Source organism: Janthinobacterium sp. KBS0711 (assembly GCF_000988085.1).
GTDB classification, from domain to species: Bacteria; Pseudomonadota; Gammaproteobacteria; order Burkholderiales; family Burkholderiaceae_D; genus Janthinobacterium; species Janthinobacterium lividum_E.
The window spans coordinates 222,990-240,427 of sequence record NZ_LBCO01000035.1 but is presented as its reverse complement, the minus strand read 5'-3'; the positions used below and the strand labels follow the sequence as shown (position 1 = coordinate 240,427).

General features: G+C 62.8%; 14 protein-coding genes. 12 read left to right on the top strand and 2 right to left on the bottom strand.

Going from position 1 to position 17,438, the window contains the following annotated elements; translation table 11 throughout:
• Positions 1–20: 20 nt before the first annotated feature.
• Positions 21–656, bottom strand: a complete 636-nt coding sequence (lexA, locus tag VM94_RS24240; protein ID WP_034750502.1) for a transcriptional repressor LexA — start codon at positions 654–656, stop codon at positions 21–23.
• A 32-nt stretch (positions 657–688) separates the two neighbouring features.
• Here lexA and VM94_RS29260 point away from each other — a divergent pair, with 32 nt between their 5' ends.
• The 8 genes from VM94_RS29260 (at position 689) to VM94_RS24205 (ending at position 5,732) form a co-directional block, all read left to right on the top strand.
• On the top strand, positions 689–889 hold the full coding sequence (locus tag VM94_RS29260; RefSeq protein WP_235433010.1) for a hypothetical protein: 201 nt from the start codon (positions 689–691) through the stop codon (positions 887–889).
• Between the two features lie 42 nt (positions 890–931).
• A complete protein-coding gene (gene rpsF / locus VM94_RS24235) occupies positions 932–1,321 on the top strand; it encodes a 30S ribosomal protein S6 (RefSeq protein ID WP_034750499.1) in 390 nt (129 codons plus the stop codon).
• Between the two features lie 20 nt (positions 1,322–1,341).
• A complete protein-coding gene (gene priB, locus VM94_RS24230; protein ID WP_034783455.1) occupies positions 1,342–1,641 on the top strand; it encodes a primosomal replication protein N in 300 nt (99 codons plus the stop codon).
• A gap of 25 nt (positions 1,642–1,666) precedes the next feature.
• Entirely contained in the window at positions 1,667–1,957 is a 291-nt protein-coding gene (gene rpsR, locus VM94_RS24225; RefSeq protein WP_010400024.1) for a 30S ribosomal protein S18, read from the top strand.
• A gap of 27 nt (positions 1,958–1,984) precedes the next feature.
• Positions 1,985–2,440 carry a 50S ribosomal protein L9 gene (rplI, locus tag VM94_RS24220; RefSeq protein ID WP_034783456.1) on the top strand — a complete coding sequence of 152 codons (456 nt, stop codon included), beginning with the start codon at positions 1,985–1,987 and terminating at the stop codon, positions 2,438–2,440.
• 135 nt (positions 2,441–2,575) lie between these two features.
• Positions 2,576–3,961 (top strand): replicative DNA helicase, encoded by a 1,386-nt coding sequence (locus tag VM94_RS24215; protein WP_034750488.1) that lies wholly within the window; start codon positions 2,576–2,578, stop codon positions 3,959–3,961.
• A gap of 91 nt (positions 3,962–4,052) precedes the next feature.
• The gene (locus tag VM94_RS24210; protein WP_010400015.1) at positions 4,053–4,679 is read left to right on the top strand and encodes a DUF47 domain-containing protein; all 627 of its coding nucleotides are present in this window, start codon (positions 4,053–4,055) and stop codon (positions 4,677–4,679) included.
• A gap of 39 nt (positions 4,680–4,718) precedes the next feature.
• Complete coding sequence (locus VM94_RS24205; RefSeq protein ID WP_034750483.1) at positions 4,719–5,732, top strand: inorganic phosphate transporter; 1,014 nt, start codon at positions 4,719–4,721, stop codon at positions 5,730–5,732.
• A 171-nt stretch (positions 5,733–5,903) separates the two neighbouring features.
• Here the strand turns inward: VM94_RS24205 and VM94_RS24200 are convergent, their stop codons facing one another.
• Positions 5,904–6,800 (bottom strand): MBL fold metallo-hydrolase, encoded by an 897-nt coding sequence (locus VM94_RS24200; RefSeq protein ID WP_046685788.1) that lies wholly within the window; start codon positions 6,798–6,800, stop codon positions 5,904–5,906.
• Between the two features lie 198 nt (positions 6,801–6,998).
• Here VM94_RS24200 and VM94_RS24195 point away from each other — a divergent pair, with 198 nt between their 5' ends.
• The 4 genes from VM94_RS24195 to VM94_RS28390 form a co-directional block, all read left to right on the top strand.
• Positions 6,999–8,621 (top strand): GAF and HD-GYP domain-containing protein, encoded by a 1,623-nt coding sequence (locus VM94_RS24195; RefSeq protein WP_046686234.1) that lies wholly within the window; start codon positions 6,999–7,001, stop codon positions 8,619–8,621.
• On the top strand, positions 8,618–10,873 hold the full coding sequence (locus VM94_RS24190; protein ID WP_046685787.1) for a CHASE2 domain-containing protein: 2,256 nt from the start codon (positions 8,618–8,620) through the stop codon (positions 10,871–10,873). The genes VM94_RS24195 and VM94_RS24190 overlap by 4 nt, the downstream gene beginning before the upstream one ends.
• Before the next feature lie 189 nt (positions 10,874–11,062).
• Positions 11,063–12,670: a ShlB/FhaC/HecB family hemolysin secretion/activation protein gene (locus VM94_RS24185; protein ID WP_046685786.1), complete on the top strand. Its 1,608-nt coding sequence runs from the start codon at positions 11,063–11,065 to the stop codon at positions 12,668–12,670.
• Between the two features lie 16 nt (positions 12,671–12,686).
• Positions 12,687–17,438: beta strand repeat-containing protein (locus VM94_RS28390; RefSeq protein WP_144417563.1), on the top strand; the 4,752-nt coding region annotated here is incomplete at its 3' end.

Below are 17,438 nucleotides of genomic sequence, written 5' to 3'. Positions count from 1 at the left end.
CCTTTTTTACGTGCTGCAGTTTAATGCCAGCTGCGCATCAGTCCGACGGCGAGGCCTTCCAACGCAAACTCGTCTTCGGGCGACACGGTGATCACCTTGAAGTCCGGGTTCTCCGGCAGCAGTTCGATGACGGAGCCCGTCTTCTTGTAGCGCTTGACGGTGACTTCGTCGCCGATGCGGGCGACGACGATCTGGCCATTCTTGGCGCTGTCGACCTTTTTCACGGCCAGCAAGTCGCCATCCATGATGCCGGCGTCGCGCATGGACCAGCCGCGCACTTTCAGCAGGAAGTCGGGCTTGGCCGAGAACAGGGCCGGGTCGACGTTGTAGCTCGCTTCCAGGTTTTCCTGCGCCAGGATGGGCGAGCCTGCCGCCACCCGGCCGATCAGGGGCAGCGACATCAGCAGCGCTGCCGGCACTTTCGACGGCGGCGCTTCGGCGGCCGCGCCGATCAGGCGGATGCCGCGCGAGGTGCCGGGCGAAATCTCGATCGCGCCCTTGCGGGCCAGGGCCTGCAAATGCTCTTCAGCCGCGTTGGCCGATTTGAAACCCAGTTCATTGGCGATTTCGGCACGGGTAGGAGGAAAGCCCGTGTTTTCAATCGCGTCCTTGATCAGGTTCAGGATTTGTTCTTGTCGTGCTGTCAGCTTGATCATGAGCGGTGGGTGCATACTAAAATGCTGTCTATATGAACAGTCTGTATTTTTGTACAGTATCGTCCACTATGCAAGGGGATTTCCGTGTTTTGGGCGAATTTCGCAAGAAATACTTGCCCATGGGCGCAAAGCGCGGCGGCGCACGGGCTTTTCGCGCGCTTGTGGAAGGAATGATTGAAACGTTTGCAAAAGGCGGTTATAATCTTCGGCTGACCTTCCCACACCCGTCTTGACGCCGGGGTGGGCGATTATCAATCCGACCTGAAGGAGTTTGCATGCGTCATTATGAAATAGTCTTTATCGTCCATCCGGACCAAAGCGAGCAAGTGCCCGCGATGATCGAACGCTACAAAGCCAGCGTAACCACCCGCGGCGGTTCGGTTCACCGCGTGGAAGATTGGGGCCGCCGTCAAATGGCTTACTCGATCCAAAAGCTGCCTAAAGCACACTACATCTGCCTGAACATCGAATGCGACAACGAGACCCTGGTCGAGTTGGAAACAGCATTCAAATTCAATGATGCCGTGTTGCGTCACCTGACCGTTAAAATGAAGAAAGCTGAAACAGCTCCTTCGCCGATGATGAAATCGGTACAACGCGAAGACGCGGCCAAAAGCCACCGCACCGAAGCACCAGCAGCCGCTCCAGCCGCAGCAGCAGCTTAATTCTTGACCGGGATCGTGCGCTGAACCAGCTACAAGTAACCGCCATCATTGCCGAGCGCGAAATATTGCGCTATACCCCGGCAGGGCTGCCGATTGTGAATGCAGTATTGCAACACAGTTCGCAGCAGATGGAAGCAGGGATTGCCCGTTTGACCGAGTTTGATGTTGCCGCGCTAGCCGCTGGCGAAATTTCAGGCCGGTTCAGCCAGGCAAGCTTGGGCGGGGTGTATCAGTTCACGGGTTTCCTGGCCAGGAAGAGCCGCAACAGCAAGAGTTTGGTGTTTCACATCATTGATTTTAGTGCAGTCAATTCTGACTAGCGCATTTTAGATACAGGAGCCTGACATGGCATTCGGTAAAAAGTTCGACAAAAATAAGCTCAAGCTTAAAGAAAAACGCAAACAGCAAAACCCGTTGTTCAAACGCAAGAAGTTCTGCCGCTTCACCGCAGCTCACGTTGAGCAAGTCGACTACAAAGACGTCGACACGCTGAAAGACTTCGTCCAAGAAAACGGCAAGATCATGCCAGCACGCCTGACCGGTACCAAAGCGCACTACCAGCGCCAAGTTGACACCGCAATCAAGCGCGCTCGCTTCCTCGCGCTGCTGCCATACACCGATCTGCACCACGCTTAATCGGTCAGATATTCCTGGAGAAGAACTATGCAAATCATTCTGTTAGAAAAAGTTGTTAACGTCGGTAACCTCGGCGAAGTCGTCAAAGTCAAAGACGGTTACGCACGTAACTTCCTGATCCCGCAACGCCTGGCACGTCGTGCTACGGCAACCGCTGTGGCTGAATTCGAAGTCAAGCGCGCCGAACTGGAAAAAGCTGCTGCCGCCAAACTGGCCGCATCGCAAGCCCAGGGCGAAAAACTGAGCGGCCTGACCGTTCAAGTTGCTCAAAAAGCTGGTGTTGATGGCCGTCTGTTCGGTTCCGTCACCAACTTCGACATCGCTGAAGCGCTGACCAAGCAAGGTTTTGCTGTTGAAAAAGCACAAATCCGCATGCCTACCGGCCCGCTGAAGATCGTTGGCGAGCACAACGTTTCGGTTGCTCTGCACACCGACGTGGTCGTGGAAGTTGTTATCGCTGTCGTTCCAGACGCGAACGCGTAATTGTCTGCGGGCCTGGCCCGCAAGCATTGCCGCACTATGAAAAGCCGGGTTCGCCCGGCTTTTTTGTGGCCTTTTTTTCGCTCAATTTCAGCCCTTTATTTTTGCCAGCACGCCGAAGCGGGTATAATTCGCGCCATGAACGCCCCCTCTGATCCGCAACTGGATTCCCTCCGTATTCCGCCGCATTCGATCGAAGCAGAACAATCCGTTATCGGTGGTCTGCTGCGCGACAATGCCGCGTATGACCGCATCGCCGACTTCATGCATGCGGAGGATTTCTATCGCTATGACCATCGCATCATCTTCGAGCAAATCGTCAAGATGGTTAACGCTTCCAAGCCAGCCGATGTCATTACTGTTTTTGAAACCCTGACCCAGCTCGGCAAGGCCGATGATGTGGGCGGACTCGCTTACCTGAACGCCATGGCGCAAAACACGCCATCGGCCGCGAACATCCGGCGCTACGCCGAGATCGTGCGCGACCGCGGCGTGCTGCGTAAACTCATCACCGTCGCCGACGATATCTCCGGCACGGCCTTCAGCCCGCAAGGCAAGGAAGTCAAGCAGATGCTTGACGAGGCCGAGTCGAAGATTTTTGCCATCGCCGAAGAAGGTGCGCGCGGCGCCCAGGGCTGGACCGCCATCCAGCCTCTGCTGACGCAGGTGGTCGAGCGCATCGACGAACTGTACAGCCGTGACAACCAGAGTGAAATCACGGGCGTGCCCACCGGTTTCATCGACCTCGACCGCATGACCTCGGGTCTGCAGCCGGGCGACTTGGTGATCGTGGCGGGCCGTCCGTCGATGGGCAAGACGGCGTTTTCCGTCAACATCGGCGAAAACGTGGCCATCGACAGCGGCTTGCCCGTGGCCGTGTTCTCGATGGAGATGGGCGGCGCCCAGCTGGCCATGCGTATGCTCGGCTCCGTCGGGCAGCTCGACCAGCACCGTTTGCGTACTGGCCGCCTGAACGACGAAGACTGGCCGCGCCTGACGAATGCGATCCAGAAGATGAACGACGCGCAGTTGTACATCGATGAAACGCCGGCGCTCAATTCCATCGAATTGCGCGCCCGCTCGCGCCGCTTGTCGCGTCAATGCGGCAAGCTGGGCCTGATCATCGTCGATTACTTGCAACTGATGTCGGCCAATACGCCGGGCGACAACCGCGCCACGGAGATTTCCGAGATTTCGCGGGGCTTGAAAGGCCTGGCGAAAGAACTCGGTTGCCCCGTGATCGCGCTGTCCCAGCTGAACCGCTCGCTGGAACAACGCCCGAACAAACGTCCTGTCATGTCCGACTTGCGCGAATCGGGCGCTATTGAGCAGGATGCCGACGTGATCCTGTTCATTTACCGCGACGAGGTGTATAACCCCGACTCGCCGGACAAGGGAACGGCCGAGATCATCATCGGTAAACAGCGTAACGGTCCAATCGGCAGCATCCGCCTCACCTTCATGGGGCAGTACACCAAATTTGGCAATTACAGTGGTGGCCTGGCGCTTTACCAAGGCGACTAACACAGCAGCACTGATATTCCATTGGCCGCCCCCGACAACGGGGCGGCTTTCTGTAGTAAATAACACGACTCAATGCTTAACGGAGAATGACATGTTTGGACGCTTGATGCCCACTGAGGGCAAGTTTTTTGAATTGTTTAACCAGCACGCGGAACTGTGCGTCAAGGGCGCCAAAGAGATGCTCGGCCTGATGACCAATTTCGACGACCTGGAAAACCGCGTGCATGCGATCGAAAGCATCGAGAAACAGGCGGACAAAGTCACCTACGCCACCGTGGAAATGCTGCACAAGACCTTCATCACGCCGATCGACCGCGACGACATCCATCAGCTGATCACGCGCCAGGACGACATCCTCGACCTGCTGGAAGATGCGGCGCAAACCGTCTCGCTGTACGACCTGAAGGCCGTCACGCCGGAAGCCAAGCGCCTGGCCGAACTGGTGCTGGCCTGTACCGAAAAAGTGCGCGACGCCGTCGCCATGCTGCACAACATGGACAACTCGCGCAAGATCGTCGCCATCTGCGAAGAGATCGATCGCCTGGAATCGGACGCCGATCACGTGATGCGCGCCGCCATGTCCAAGCTGTTCCGCGACGAACCGGACGTGCGCAACCTGATCAAGCTGAAAGCGATCTACGAAATTCTGGAAACCGTGACCGACCGTTGCGAAGACGTGTCCAATATTATCGAAGGCATCATCGTCGAAAACGCGTAAGCGTTGGGCCTGTCCTGAACCAGAATCAGAAAAGAAACTATAATGACCATACAAATCAGCATCTACGTGCTAGGCCTGTTGATCGTCCTGGCGCTGCTGTTTGACTTCATGAACGGCTTCCACGATGCCGCCAACGCGATCGCCACGGTGGTCTCGACGGGCGTATTGAAACCGCAGACCGCGGTTGCCATGGCCGCCACGTTCAACTTCGTCGCCATCTTCGTGTTCCACCAGCTGACCGTGGCCGCCACAGTGGGCAAGGGCACCATCGATCCGGCCGTGATCGACCAGTACGTGATCTTCGGCGCGCTGATGGGCGCCATCTTCTGGAATTTGTTTACCTGGTACTACGGCATTCCATCGTCGTCCTCGCACGCCCTGATCGGCGGCCTGGTGGGCGCCGCTGTCGCCAAGTCCGGCACGGGCGCGCTGGTCGCGGCCGGCCTGTGGAAAACCGTCGCCTTCATCGTCATCGCACCGGTACTGGGCTTCGTGTTCGGCTCCATCATGATGCTGATCGTGTCATGGATATTCGTGCGTTCGACGCCGCGCAAGGTCGACAAGTGGTTCCGCCGTTTGCAGTTGGTCTCGGCGGCCGCCTACAGCCTGGGCCACGGCGGCAACGATGCGCAGAAAACCATCGGCATCATCTGGATGCTGCTGATCGCCGCAGGCTACTCCAGTTCAGCCGACGCCATGCCGCCGATGTGGGTCATCATCTCGTGCTATACGGCCATCAGCTTTGGCACCCTGTTCGGTGGCTGGCGCATCGTCAAGACCATGGGCCAGAAGATCACCAAGCTCAAACCGGTCGGCGGCTTCTGCGCCGAAACGGGCGGCGCGATCACCCTGTTCGTCTCGACGGCGCTGGGCATTCCCGTGTCGACCACGCACACCATCACGGGCGCCATCGTCGGCGTCGGTTCGTCGCAGAAGATGTCGGCCGTGCGCTGGGGCGTGGCGGGCAATATCGTCTGGGCCTGGATCTTCACGATTCCCGCTTCCGCTTTCGTGGCAGCAGTCGCTTGGTGGATTGGCCACCACATCATGTAAGGCGCCTCTGCAAACCTACTGCGCAGCCCACTATCGAATCTCCGTTGCTCACTGTACTAAAGTACAGCTCCGCTACTCAATCCGATATCGGGCTTGCTCGCTACGGTTTTCAGAGGGCCTTGTGCCAACTGGGCGCATGTATAAAAAAGGGAACCAAAAGGTTCCCTTTTTTTATGCGTCGGCCAGTTCGACCGTCAGTCCCTCGCTGGCGAGGAACACTTGCAGGCCATCGAGACGGCTGCTGTAGCGGCCCATCACGTCGGCAAACACGGCTTCGAGCTGCTCGTCGCTGCGGGTCGGTTCGTGGTGGGTGCAGTACAGGCGCCGTGCGCCGCAGCGCAGGGCCAGGTCGAAGGCGGCGTCGAAGGTGCCGTGGCCCCAGCCCTGCTTGCCCGGGTATTCCTCGCGCGTGTACGAGCAATCCATGATCAGCGCGTCGACGCCGGCGACCAGCGCGTCGATGCCGGCCTGGCGCTGCGCATTGCGCGCCGCGCAGGCGGCATGCTCGGCGTGGCCGGGCGGATGCAGGTTGTAGAACGGTTCATGGTCGCCGCTGAAAAACAGCGAGGCGCCGCCGCAGTCGATGCGGTAACCGAGGTTGACGACGGGATGGTTCATTTCCGCGCCGCGCACGCGCGCGCCGCCCACCTCGACGGCTTCGCCGGGCGCCAGGGTGCGGTACTCGATGCTGGCCGCCATGGCCGCTTCGCTGACGGGAAAATAGCTGCCTTGCAGCTGCACCGCCATCACGTGCTCGATGCCGCGCCCGCTGCTGCCGTCCAGGGCGCCATGCAGGCGCATGCGGTTGCCGGCCACGAACAGGGGCGAGAACATGGGCAAGCCGTGGATATGGTCCCAGTGGCTGTGCGTGATGAAGACGTACGCGTCGACGGGCTGGCCCGGCGGCAGTTGCTGCGCCAGCGAAAAGATGCCGCTGCCCGCATCGAGAATGATCAAGCTATCGTTGTCGGTGCGCACTTCGATGCACGTGGTGTTGCCGCCGTAGCGCGCCGTGCGCGGGCCGGGGGAGGGGATGGAGCCGCGCACGCCCCTGAACGTGAATTTCATTCAGTACCTTGTTACAGTGTAATTATTGTTGATTCTATTCTAATTAATGAGATTGGCGGCAACATTTATGCGTGTTGTGATACGGAAAGTAATTTCATTTTGTTGTGACTAAGTAATGTACAGTGCGCGGGACGGCCGTTACACTGGCGCTTGCCGACTTCCCCTTTTTTGCTTGCCCATTACCTGATTGCCACCAATATGCCTCAGTTGCACCCTGAGAAAATCGCCCACAGACTGGAGCAATTGACCGAACTCAGTGTCGCGCTCGGCCACGGCCTGGGCGGCGAGGGGCACGACATCGGCGCGCTGTTGCAGCGCATCGTGCTGCTGGCAAAAAGCATGAGCGGCGCCGATGGCGCGACCCTGTACCGGCCCGCGCGCGAGGGCCGCCAGCTGGCGTTCGACATCAGCGTCAACGACAGCCTGGGCATCGCGCAAGGCGCCGACATGGGCTTGCCGGGCGTGCCCCTGTTCGACGGCGCGGGCCAGCCCAACCTGGCGTCCGTGGCGGCGTACGCGGCGAACATGCGCCGCAGCGTGAATATCGCCGATGTCTACCGCGACGAGGTCTTCAATTTTTCCGGCATGCGCGAGTTCGACCGCCACCACGGCTACCACACGCAATCGATCCTGACGGTGCCGATGAGCGACCACGAGGGCGACCTGATCGGCGTGCTGCAGCTGGTCAATGCCAAGGATGGCGAGACGGGCCAGGTGCGCGCCTTTTCCTCCACCGACCAACGCTTCATCGAGGCGCTGGCCGCGCAGGCGGGCGTGGCGCTGACGAATCAGCTGCTGATCTCGCAACTGGAAGAGCTGCTGGAATCCCTGGTTACCCTGATCAATATCGGCATCGATGAAAAGTCGCCCTACACGGGGCGCCACTGCCAGTTCGTGCCCGAGCTGACGATGCTGCTGGCCGACGCCGCGCACGCGACGCAAACGGGGCCGCTGGCCGATTTCCGGCTCAGCGACAACGAGCGCAAGCAGCTGTGGCTGGCCGGTTTGCTGCACGACTGCGGCAAGATCACCACGCCCGTGCACGTGGTCGACAAGGCCACCAAGCTGGAAACCATCTTCGACCGCATCGCCCTGATCGACACGCGCTACGAAGTGCTGCTGCGCGACGCCGAGATCGCGGCCCTGCGCCAGCAGGCGGCGCAGCCGCAGCAAAAGGACGCCATCGCCCGCGCGCTGGAGCAGGAGCAGGCGGCGCTGCGCGAAGAGCGCGACTTCATCCGCACGGTCAACATCGGCGGCGAAAGCATGGCGCAAGCCGACCAGGAAAGAGTGCGGCAGATCGCCAGGCGCCGCTGGCGCGCGGCCGACGGCGAACTGCGCGATTTTCTCGATGCCGACGAGACGGAAAACCTGACCATCCGCGCCGGCACCCTGACGGCGGCCGAGCGGGCCATCGTCAACAACCATATCAGCGTGTCGATCCGCATGCTCGAGGCGCTGCCGTGGCCCAAGCACCTGCAAAAGGTGCCGGAATACGCGGGCGGCCACCACGAGCGCATGGATGGCAAGGGCTATCCGCGCGGGCTGACGAAAGAGCAGATGTCGGTGCCGGCGCGGCTGATGGCCATCGCCGACATTTTCGAGGCGCTGACGGCGCGCGACCGCCCCTATAAAAAGGGAAAGTCGCTGTCCGAATCCTTGCGCATCCTCGGCAATTTCAGCCTGAACGGGCATATCGATCCGGAGCTGTTCGACGTTTTCATCCGCAGCAAGGTCTATCTGATCTTCGCTGAAAAGCACATGCATCCGAGCCAGATCGATGCCGTCGACGAGGCGGCCATTCCGGGCTATACCCCTTGAAGCTGGCGCAGGCCTGGCGCAAGCATGGGGCGCGCTCGCTGCTGGGCGTGCTCTTGACTGTGGCCGCGGCCGTGCTGTGCCTGGCCGGCAACGACACGATCGCCCGCCTTGACGCCATGCTGGGCGACTGGCGCATGCGCGCGGAAACGCCGCAGCTGGACCGCCGCATTGTCATTGTCGACATCGACGAGCAAAGCCTGGCCAAGGTAGGCCGCTTTCCGTGGAGCCGCGACGTCCAGGCGCGCCTGGTGCGCCAGCTCACGGGCCACTACGGCGTGGCTGCGCTGGGTTTCGATATTGCGTTTCCCGAAGCGGACACCAGTTCCGGCTACGCCGTGCTGCAAGGCTTGGCGCAGGGCGAACTGGCGGGCGTGCCCGGCTTGCCGGCGCAGCTGGAAAAACTGCGCCCGGCCATGGATTACGACGGCCTGTTTGCCGAAGCCATGCGCGGCCAGCCCGTGGTGCTGGGCTACAGCGTGTCGGAGCAGCAAAGGAAGGGCGTGCTGCCCAAGCCCGCCTTCACGGTCGCCGACCTGAATGGCCGCACGGTGACGGCCTACGTGGCGCGCGGCTACGAAGCCAATATCGCGCCGCTGCAGGCGGCCGCGCAGGGCGCCGGCATCTTCACGGCCCTGACCGATGCCGATGGCGTCGTGCGTTCCTCGACCCTGTTGCAGCGCATCGGCGACGGCTATTATCCTTCGCTGTCGCTGGCCACCGTCGCCGTCTACCTGCAGGCGCGCGCCATCGCTCCCCGTTTCACGGGCACGGCCGATACCCTGTCGGCGCGCGAACTGGCCAGCGGCGGCCTCGAGCACATCATGCTGTTTACGCCGCGCGGCGCGCTGGCGATCCCCGTGGGTGAAGCCTTGACGACGACGGTGCAGTACCGCGGCGCGGGCGGTCCCGATGGCGGCGCCTTCCGCTATGTCTCGGCGTCCGACGTGCTGGCCGGCACGGTGCCTGCCGCGCTGCTGAAGGGCGCCATCATCCTGGTGGGCACGACGGCGCCCGGCTTGAACGATATCCGCGCCACGCCCGTGAATGCCGAATATCCGGGGGTGGAGGTGCACGCCAACCTGATCAAGTCCATGCTGGACGGACGCTTCAAGGCGCGGCCCGACTACGCACTGGCGCTCGAATTGGTGCAGGTCGTGCTGTTTGGCCTGCTGCTGGCGGGCGCCCTGGCCGTGCTGCCGCCGGCCGGCGTGATGCTGGCGACGCTGGGCGCGCTGGCGGCCGCCATCGGCATCAACCTGTACCTGTACGCCGCGCACGACTTGGTGCTGGGCGGCGCCGTGCTGCTGTTGCTGATCCTTGCGCTGTTCATCGCCAACCTGGCGTGGGGCTACTTTTTCGAGGTGCGCAAGGGCCGTGCGCTGGTGGCACGTTTCGGCGAATACGTGGCGCCCGAACTGGTGGCCGAGATGGCCGACGATCCGCGCCGCTACACGATGGAGGGCGAGAACCGCGAACTGACGGTGCTGTTTGCCGACGTGCGCGGTTTTACGGCCATTTCCGAGCAGCTGGCGCCGGCCACCCTGCGCGAATACATCAACGAATACCTGACGGCCATGTCGGAAGATATCCGCGACAGCCATGGCGGCACCCTGGACAAATACATCGGCGACGCCGTGATGGCGTTCTGGGGCGCGCCCGTCGCCTTTGGCGATCACGCCAGCCGGGCCGTGGCCAGCGCCCTGCTGATGCAGGGCAGCGCGGCACGGTTGAACCGGCAGTTTTGCGCGCGCGGCTGGCCGGCGCTGCGCATCGGCATCGGCCTCAATACGGGACCCATGCATGTGGGCGACATGGGTTCGCGCATCCGCCGCGCCTATACCGTGATGGGCGACAGCGTCAACCTGGCCGCCCGCCTGGAAGGCGCCAGCAAGCTGTATGGCGCGGGCATCGTGGTGGGCCAGGCCACGCGCTCCGCCGCCCCGGATTTCCTGTACCGCGAGCTGGACCGCGTCAGAGTGGTTGGCAAGCAGGAAGCGGTGGCCATCTTCGAGCCGCGCTGCCCGCTGGCCGGCGCCCCTGCCGCCGAGCTGGCGCAGATCGAGCGCTGGCATGCGGCGCTGGCCAGTCTGCGCGCGCGCGACTGGGCGGCGGCCGGCGTGCAGCTGGCCCGCTTGCAGGCGGACTTTCCCGATGATGGCTTGTACAGGCTATACGCGGCGCGCCTGGAGCAGTACCGCAACGCACCGCCGCCTGCCGGCTGGGATGGCGTGACGGAATTACACAGCAAATAGGCCGGCCATTCGGCATTTTTCACCATTCTCCGCGCGCTGTTTGTTGCGTTGCGATAAAAATCAGGGGGAAATGTTAGAAATTTCTGACTGGAAACTAAAAAGCCGTCTAAAATTTGTCTTCAACCCATTGCCGGACACGCTGGCGCCTGCGGGCCGCGCGCTTGTCCTGTTACACAAGAAATCCTTCACATGACATATCGTTTGGTGCACCTGCTTGCGGGTTCCGCGCTGCTGTTCGCCGTCGGCGCCGCCGCTGCCGTTTCCATGGATGAAGCCGTTCCTGCCGCGCAGGAAGACGGCGTGCCGCGCTTCGAGATCCGCCGCTTCGACGTCCAGGGCAATACCCTGCTCACGCCCGCGCAGGTGCAAGCCCTGCTGGCGCCCTTTACGGGAGCGCAGCGCGATTTTTCCGACATTGCCCGCGCCGTCGAGGCGCTGGAAGCGGCCTACCGCGAGCGCGGCTACAGCGCCGTGCAGGTGCAATTGCCCGAGCAGGAGCTGGAACGGGGCGTGGTGCGCCTGAGCGTGCTGCAAACGCCGTTGGGCAAGCTCGCCATCAGCGGCAATACCTGGGTCGACGAGGCCAACGTGCGGCGCGCCTTGCCGGCCTTGCGCGAAGGCGAGACGCCGAACGTGCCGGCCCTGTCGCAAAGCCTGAAGCTGGCCAATGAAAACCCGGCGCGCAAGATCGAAGTGCGCCTGCAAGCCGACGAGCCGGCCGGCGCCATCGACGCCATCGTCACGGTGGCCGATGAAAAGCCGTGGAAAGCCATGCTCAACGTGGACAATACGGGCAATGCGCAAACGGGCAAGACGCACGTGGGCGTGGTGCTGCAGCATGCCAACCTGTTCGGCCGCGACCATGTGGCCAGCCTGCAATACACGAGCAGCCTGGAAAAACCGGACAAGGTGGGCGTGTATGGCGCCGGCTACCACTTGCCGCTGTATGCGCTGGGCGACTCGATGGACTTTTTCGCCAGCTATTCGAACGTCGATTCGGACAGCGTCTCGGCCGGCATCTTCGACCTGGCCGTCAGCGGCCAGGGCAGCATGGCCGGCATCCGCTACAACCAGAACTTTGCCCGCAGCGGCGATTTCGAACCCAAGCTCGTGTACGGCGTCGACTACAAGGCGTACCGCAACAGTGTGCAGTTGTTCGGCATGGAACTGGGCGCCGACGTCACCGTGCATCCGCTCAGCGTCAGCTATATCGGCAACTGGACCTTGCCCACGGGCGAGACCAGCGTGGCGGTCACCTTCGCGCACAATATCCCCGGCGGCAAGCATGGCGCGCAAGCCGATTTCGACCGGGTGCGCGCGCATGCCAAGGCTGCCTTCAACACCTTGCGCCTGAGCGCCAGCTCGGGACGCGTGCTGGCCAACGACTGGCAATGGCGCGCGCTCGTCAACGCGCAAGTCACGCCGGATGCGCTGGTGCCGGGCGAGCAGTTCGGCGCCGGCGGCGCCGCGTCCGTGCGGGGCTTTGCCGAGCGCGAGGTATCGAATGATTCGGGCGTCAACCTGAACCTGGAACTGTACACGCCGAATTGGTGCGGCGAGGCGCTCGGCTACCAATGCCGCGCGCTGGCCTTCTATGACACGGCCTGGCTGCGCCGCAACCATGCGCTGCCCGGCGAAAGCGCCTCGCAAGGCATCGGCAGCGGCGGCCTGGGCCTGCGTTTGCTGCTGAGCCGCTACGCCAATCTGCAATTCGATTACGCCCATGTCGTCAATGGCGGCGACACGGGACAGCGGGGCGCCAACCGCCTGCATTTCCGCCTCGCCTTGGCCTACTAGTATCAGGATGAACACCATGCACAACCACGTCCCGCACGCTTCCGCTTTCATCCTGACGCCGCCCTTTGCGCCGCCCCTGCGCCGCACGGTGCTGGCGCTGCTGCTGGCCGGCTGCTTCGGCGCCGCGCAAGCCAACCCCGCCTTGCCGCAGGTGGTCAACGGACAGGCGACGTTCAATCAGCAGGGCAATATCTTCTCGATCACGAACACGCCCAACACCATCATCAACTGGCAGAGCTTTTCCATCCATGCGGGCGAAATCACGCGCTTCATCCAGCAAAACGGCAATAGCGCCGTACTCAATCGCATCACGGGACAAGACCCCAGCAAGATCCTCGGCAGCCTGGAATCGAATGGCAAGGTCTTCCTGATCAACCCGAACGGCATCGTTTTCGGCCAGGGCGCCAAGGTGGACGTGAACGGGCTGGTCGCTTCCAGCCTGGGCATGACGAACGAGGATTTCCTGGCCGGCAAGCGCCAGTTCACGGCTGGCGGCGTGGCCGGGGGCGTCGGCAATGCGGGCACCATCAATGCGGGCAAGGGCGGGCAAGTGCTGTTGATCGCGCCGAACGTGGAAAACACGGGCATCATCACGGCGCCAAATGGCGAAGTGATCCTGGCGGCCGGGCGCAGCGTGCAGCTGGCCGACCCCGGCAATCCGCAATTGCGCGTGCTCGTCTCGGCGCCAAGCGACCAGGCCCTGAACCTGGGCCAGATCATCGCCCAAGGCGGCAGCATCGGCATGGCCGGCGCACTGGTCAGCCAACGCGGCGTGCTCAACGCCAACAGCGCCGTCGTCGGCGACAATGGCCGGATCGTCCTCAAGGCCAGCGGCAAGGCGCTGCTCGAAGCGGGCAGCGTCACCAGCGCCACGGGCGCGACCGGCAAGGGCGGCGACATCCAGGTGCTGGGCGAGCAGGTGGGTTTGCTGAGCAATGCGAAGGTCGACGCCAGCGGCGCCACGGGCGGCGGCACGGTCTTGCTGGGCGGCGACTACCAGGGCAAGAACGCGGCCGTGCAGAATGCGCGCCAGGTGCTCGTCGGCAAGGACGCCAGCGTGACCGCCGATGCCGTCAACAGCGGCAATGGCGGCAAGGTCATCGCCTGGGGCGATGAATCGGCGCAGGTGCACGGCAGCATTTCCGCACGCGGCGGCGCGCAGGGCGGCGACGGCGGTTTCGTGGAAACGTCCGGCCATTACCTGGCCGTCGACGGCATCCGCGTCAATACGAGCGCGGCGCGCGGCAAGCGCGGCAACTGGCTGCTCGATCCTTACGATATCACCGTAATCGCCGGTTCGGACGGCCAGCTGGGCGACGTCGACCAGTTCGCCGATGCGCCATCGACTGGCAACGCCAGCATCGGCGCCGACCTCATTTCTGGCGCCAGCAGCAACGTCACCTTGCAGGCAACGCATCGCATCAATTTCAACAGCGCCATCAATATCATGCAGCAAGGCGTGGGCCTGACGGCGCAGGCGGGCGAAACGATCAATGTCAACGCATCCATCAGCACCAATGGCGGAGCCGTCAGATTGTTGGCCAATGATGCCAGCAGCGGCAGCGTTGGCGCCGTTGGCTCGCATGTGAATCTGGCCGCGCCGATCACCAGCAATGGCGGTAGCGTTTATCTGTCGGGCGCTGGCGTGAGTGGCGCCGGCGTGGTCAATGCCGGCAGCGGCCATCTGAGCCTGATCAGCAATTTCCAGGGCGGTGCTATCGACCTGACCGGTAGCGGAGATCAGTTGCAGGGCAGCGGCATTGCCGGCCAGACGGTGATCCTGCAGGCAGACAATATCGGCATTAACGGCACGCTCAACTTCGGCGGCACGGCCGGCGGCGCGAACGTGATCATCAAACCTTTGAGCCGTGCGCGCAGCATCGATCTGGGCACCAAATCGGGTGCGGCCCTGAGTTTGAACGCGGTTGAACTGGCCGGCATCTCGGCCGCGTCGCTGACCATCGGCGACGGCACGAACACGGGTGGCCTCCACATATCGGATGCGCTCGCCAGGACCGGCGATCTGCACCTCAATTCAGGTTCCGCGATCACGGCCACGGGCGCCGTGACGGTGGACGGCAGCTTTGTGCTCGACGGCGGCAGCTGGATGCAAAACGGGGCGGTCCTGCCTGGCTTCAGCGCCAGAAGCTTTGCCATCGGCAGCGGCGCCAGCTTCCTGCGCGTCACCGGCGGCGACGGTGTCACTTCACCCTATTTGCTCGTCGATATATATGGCTTGCAAGGCATCGCCAGCCTGGGTCTCGGCAACAGCTATCGCCTGGCCGGCAATATCGACGCCAGCGGCACCGTGAACTGGAACGATGGCCAGGGTTTTGTGCCCATCGCCGGTAGCGGCAGCGGTTTTTCCGGCGTGTTCGATGGCGCCGGATTTACTCTCAGCAATTTGAAAATCGACCGCAGTCTGGCATCCGGTTCGGCGGCAGGCCTGTTCGGCACCGTGCAGGGCGGCACCTTGCGCAATCTGACCCTGAACGGCGGCAGCGTCACCGGCACGGCCAACGTGGGCGCGCTGGCGGGCAATGTTGTCAGCGGCACTATCGACAACGTGAACAGCAGCATGGCCGTCAGCGGCCAGCGCAATGTCGGCGGCCTGGTGGGCAGCAACGGCGGCGCCATCACGTTGTCCAGCAGCAGCGGCGCCGTCACCGGCGTCAATGCCGACAACGGCGGCGCCGTCGGCGGCCTGGCGGGATGGAATGCGCCCGCCGCCAGCATCACGACCTCGTACGCCACCGGCGTGGTGACGGGTGCGCGCGAAATGATCGGCGGCCTGGTCGGCAACAACCAGGGCGCGCTGAGCCAGTCGTATGCCACCGGCAATGTCACTGGCGCGCGCAGCATCGGCGGCCTGGTGGGTTTGAACGGCGGCAGCATCGACGATACGTACGCCAGCGGCGCCGTGGGCCGGTCCGGCAGTGCCGACCCCATCCTTGCCAGGGAAAACATGGGCGGGCTGGTCGGTGAAAGCACGGGCAGCGTCAGCCATGTTTTCAGCAGCGGCGCCGTGACTGGCGACGGCTATGCGGCCGTGGGCGCGGTGGCCGGCCGCGTCTCCGCCGGTTCCCCGTTCAGCTATGGGTTTTTCAATTATGAAACGTCGCTGGTGCAGATGGATGCCGGCGGCTCCAGCGGCCGCAGCACGGCCCAGATGCAGCAGCAGGGCAGCTTCAACGACTACAATTTCAACAGCGTGTGGCGCATCTACGAAGGCTACACGACGCCGATGCTGAAGGCTTTCCTGAAGCCGCTGCAAGTGAACCTCTCGGGCAACGCCACGGGCAAGGTCTACGATGGCCAGCTGGCCGCTTTCCTCGGTTCGATCGGCTATGTGGGATTGCTCGACGGCGACACTGGCGTGAATGGCAGCCTCGGCTACGGCAACGCACGCAACGTGGGCAGCTATGCAGCGACGGGCCTGTGGTCGACCAAATACGACATCACCTTGGGCGGCACGACGACCTTCGCCATCACGCCGCGCGCGCTGACGGTGAGCATCGGCGGCAACGGCAAGGTCTATGACGGCGCCCTGGGCTACGACGGCGCCAGTTTCGTGCTGGGCAATCTGGTGACGGGCGACAACATCAGCGTCAGCGGCAGCGCCGCTTTCCTGGACAAGAATGTGGGCGGCAACAAGGCCGTGCACGCCAGCGGACTGGCCCTCGTCGGCAATGAACTGGGCAACTACAGTCTGGCCGCGACGACGGCGGACGGCACGGCGGCCATCACGGCGCGCCTGCTGAACTATGGCGTCTCGGGCGCGCAAAGCCGCGTCTACGACGGCAGCTTGCAGGCGGCCCTGAACGGCTACTTCGAAGGCATCGTGACGGGCGACCAGGTCGGCATGGCGGGCTTGCAGGGCAGCTTCCGCGACAAGAACGCGGGCACTGGCAAAGTGGTCGATTACCAGGTGGCAACGGGCCACCTGACGGGCGCCGATGCGGGCAACTATGTTCTCAATGGTAATGCAGGCAGCACGACGGCCGATATCACGGCGCGTACCCTGAACGTGAGCTTTAACGGCGTCAACAAGACGTATGACGGCACGACGGGCGCGCAAGTGAACTTTGGCGACGACCGCATCCAGGGCGATGCCTTGAGCGTGGCGGGCAACGCGGCGTTTGGCAACAAGAAAGCGGGCCTTGGCAAGGCAGTGCATGTGACGAACGTGGCGTTGAGCGGTGGCGATGCGGGCAACTATGTGCTGAACGCCAATGCGGGCAGCACCACGGCCGATATCGCGGCGCGCACCTTGAACGTGAGCTTTAACGGCATTAACAAGACGTACGACGGTACGACAGGCGCGCAGGTCGGCTTTGGCGACGACAGGATCAGTGGCGACAACCTGACGGTAGCGGGCAGCGCCGCCTTTGGCAACAAGAACGCGGGTATTGGAAAAACCGTCACGGTGACGAACGTGGCGTTGAGTGGCGGTGATGCGGACAACTATGTGCTGAACGCCAATGCGGGCAGCACCACGGCCGATATCGCGGCGCGTACCTTGAACGTGAGTTTTAGCGGCATTAACAAGACGTACGACGGTACGACAGGCGCGCAGGTCGGCTTTGGCGACGACAGGATCAGTGGCGACAACCTGACGGTAGCGGGCAGCGCCGCCTTTGGCAACAAGAACGCGGGTATTGGAAAAACCGTCACGGTGACGAACGTGGCGTTGAGTGGCGGTGATGCGGACAACTATGTGTTGAACGCCAATGCGGGCAGCACTACTGCCGATATCGCGGCACGCACC

Excerpts from the sequence above, each read along its gene's own strand:
- lexA (WP_034750502.1), bottom strand. The coding sequence starts at position 656 with ATGATCAAGCTGACAGCACGACAAGAACAAATCCTGAACCTGATCAAG.
- VM94_RS29260 (WP_235433010.1), top strand. The coding sequence starts at position 689 with ATGAACAGTCTGTATTTTTGTACAGTATCGTCCACTATGCAAGGGGAT.
- rpsF (WP_034750499.1), top strand. The coding sequence starts at position 932 with ATGCGTCATTATGAAATAGTCTTTATCGTCCATCCGGACCAAAGCGAG.
- rpsR (WP_010400024.1), top strand. The coding sequence starts at position 1,667 with ATGGCATTCGGTAAAAAGTTCGACAAAAATAAGCTCAAGCTTAAAGAA.
- rplI (WP_034783456.1), top strand. The coding sequence starts at position 1,985 with ATGCAAATCATTCTGTTAGAAAAAGTTGTTAACGTCGGTAACCTCGGC.
- VM94_RS24215 (WP_034750488.1), top strand. The coding sequence starts at position 2,576 with ATGAACGCCCCCTCTGATCCGCAACTGGATTCCCTCCGTATTCCGCCG.
- VM94_RS24210 (WP_010400015.1), top strand. The coding sequence starts at position 4,053 with ATGTTTGGACGCTTGATGCCCACTGAGGGCAAGTTTTTTGAATTGTTT.
- VM94_RS24200 (WP_046685788.1), bottom strand. The coding sequence starts at position 6,800 with ATGAAATTCACGTTCAGGGGCGTGCGCGGCTCCATCCCCTCCCCCGGC.
- VM94_RS24195 (WP_046686234.1), top strand. The coding sequence starts at position 6,999 with ATGCCTCAGTTGCACCCTGAGAAAATCGCCCACAGACTGGAGCAATTG.
- VM94_RS24185 (WP_046685786.1), top strand. The coding sequence starts at position 11,063 with ATGACATATCGTTTGGTGCACCTGCTTGCGGGTTCCGCGCTGCTGTTC.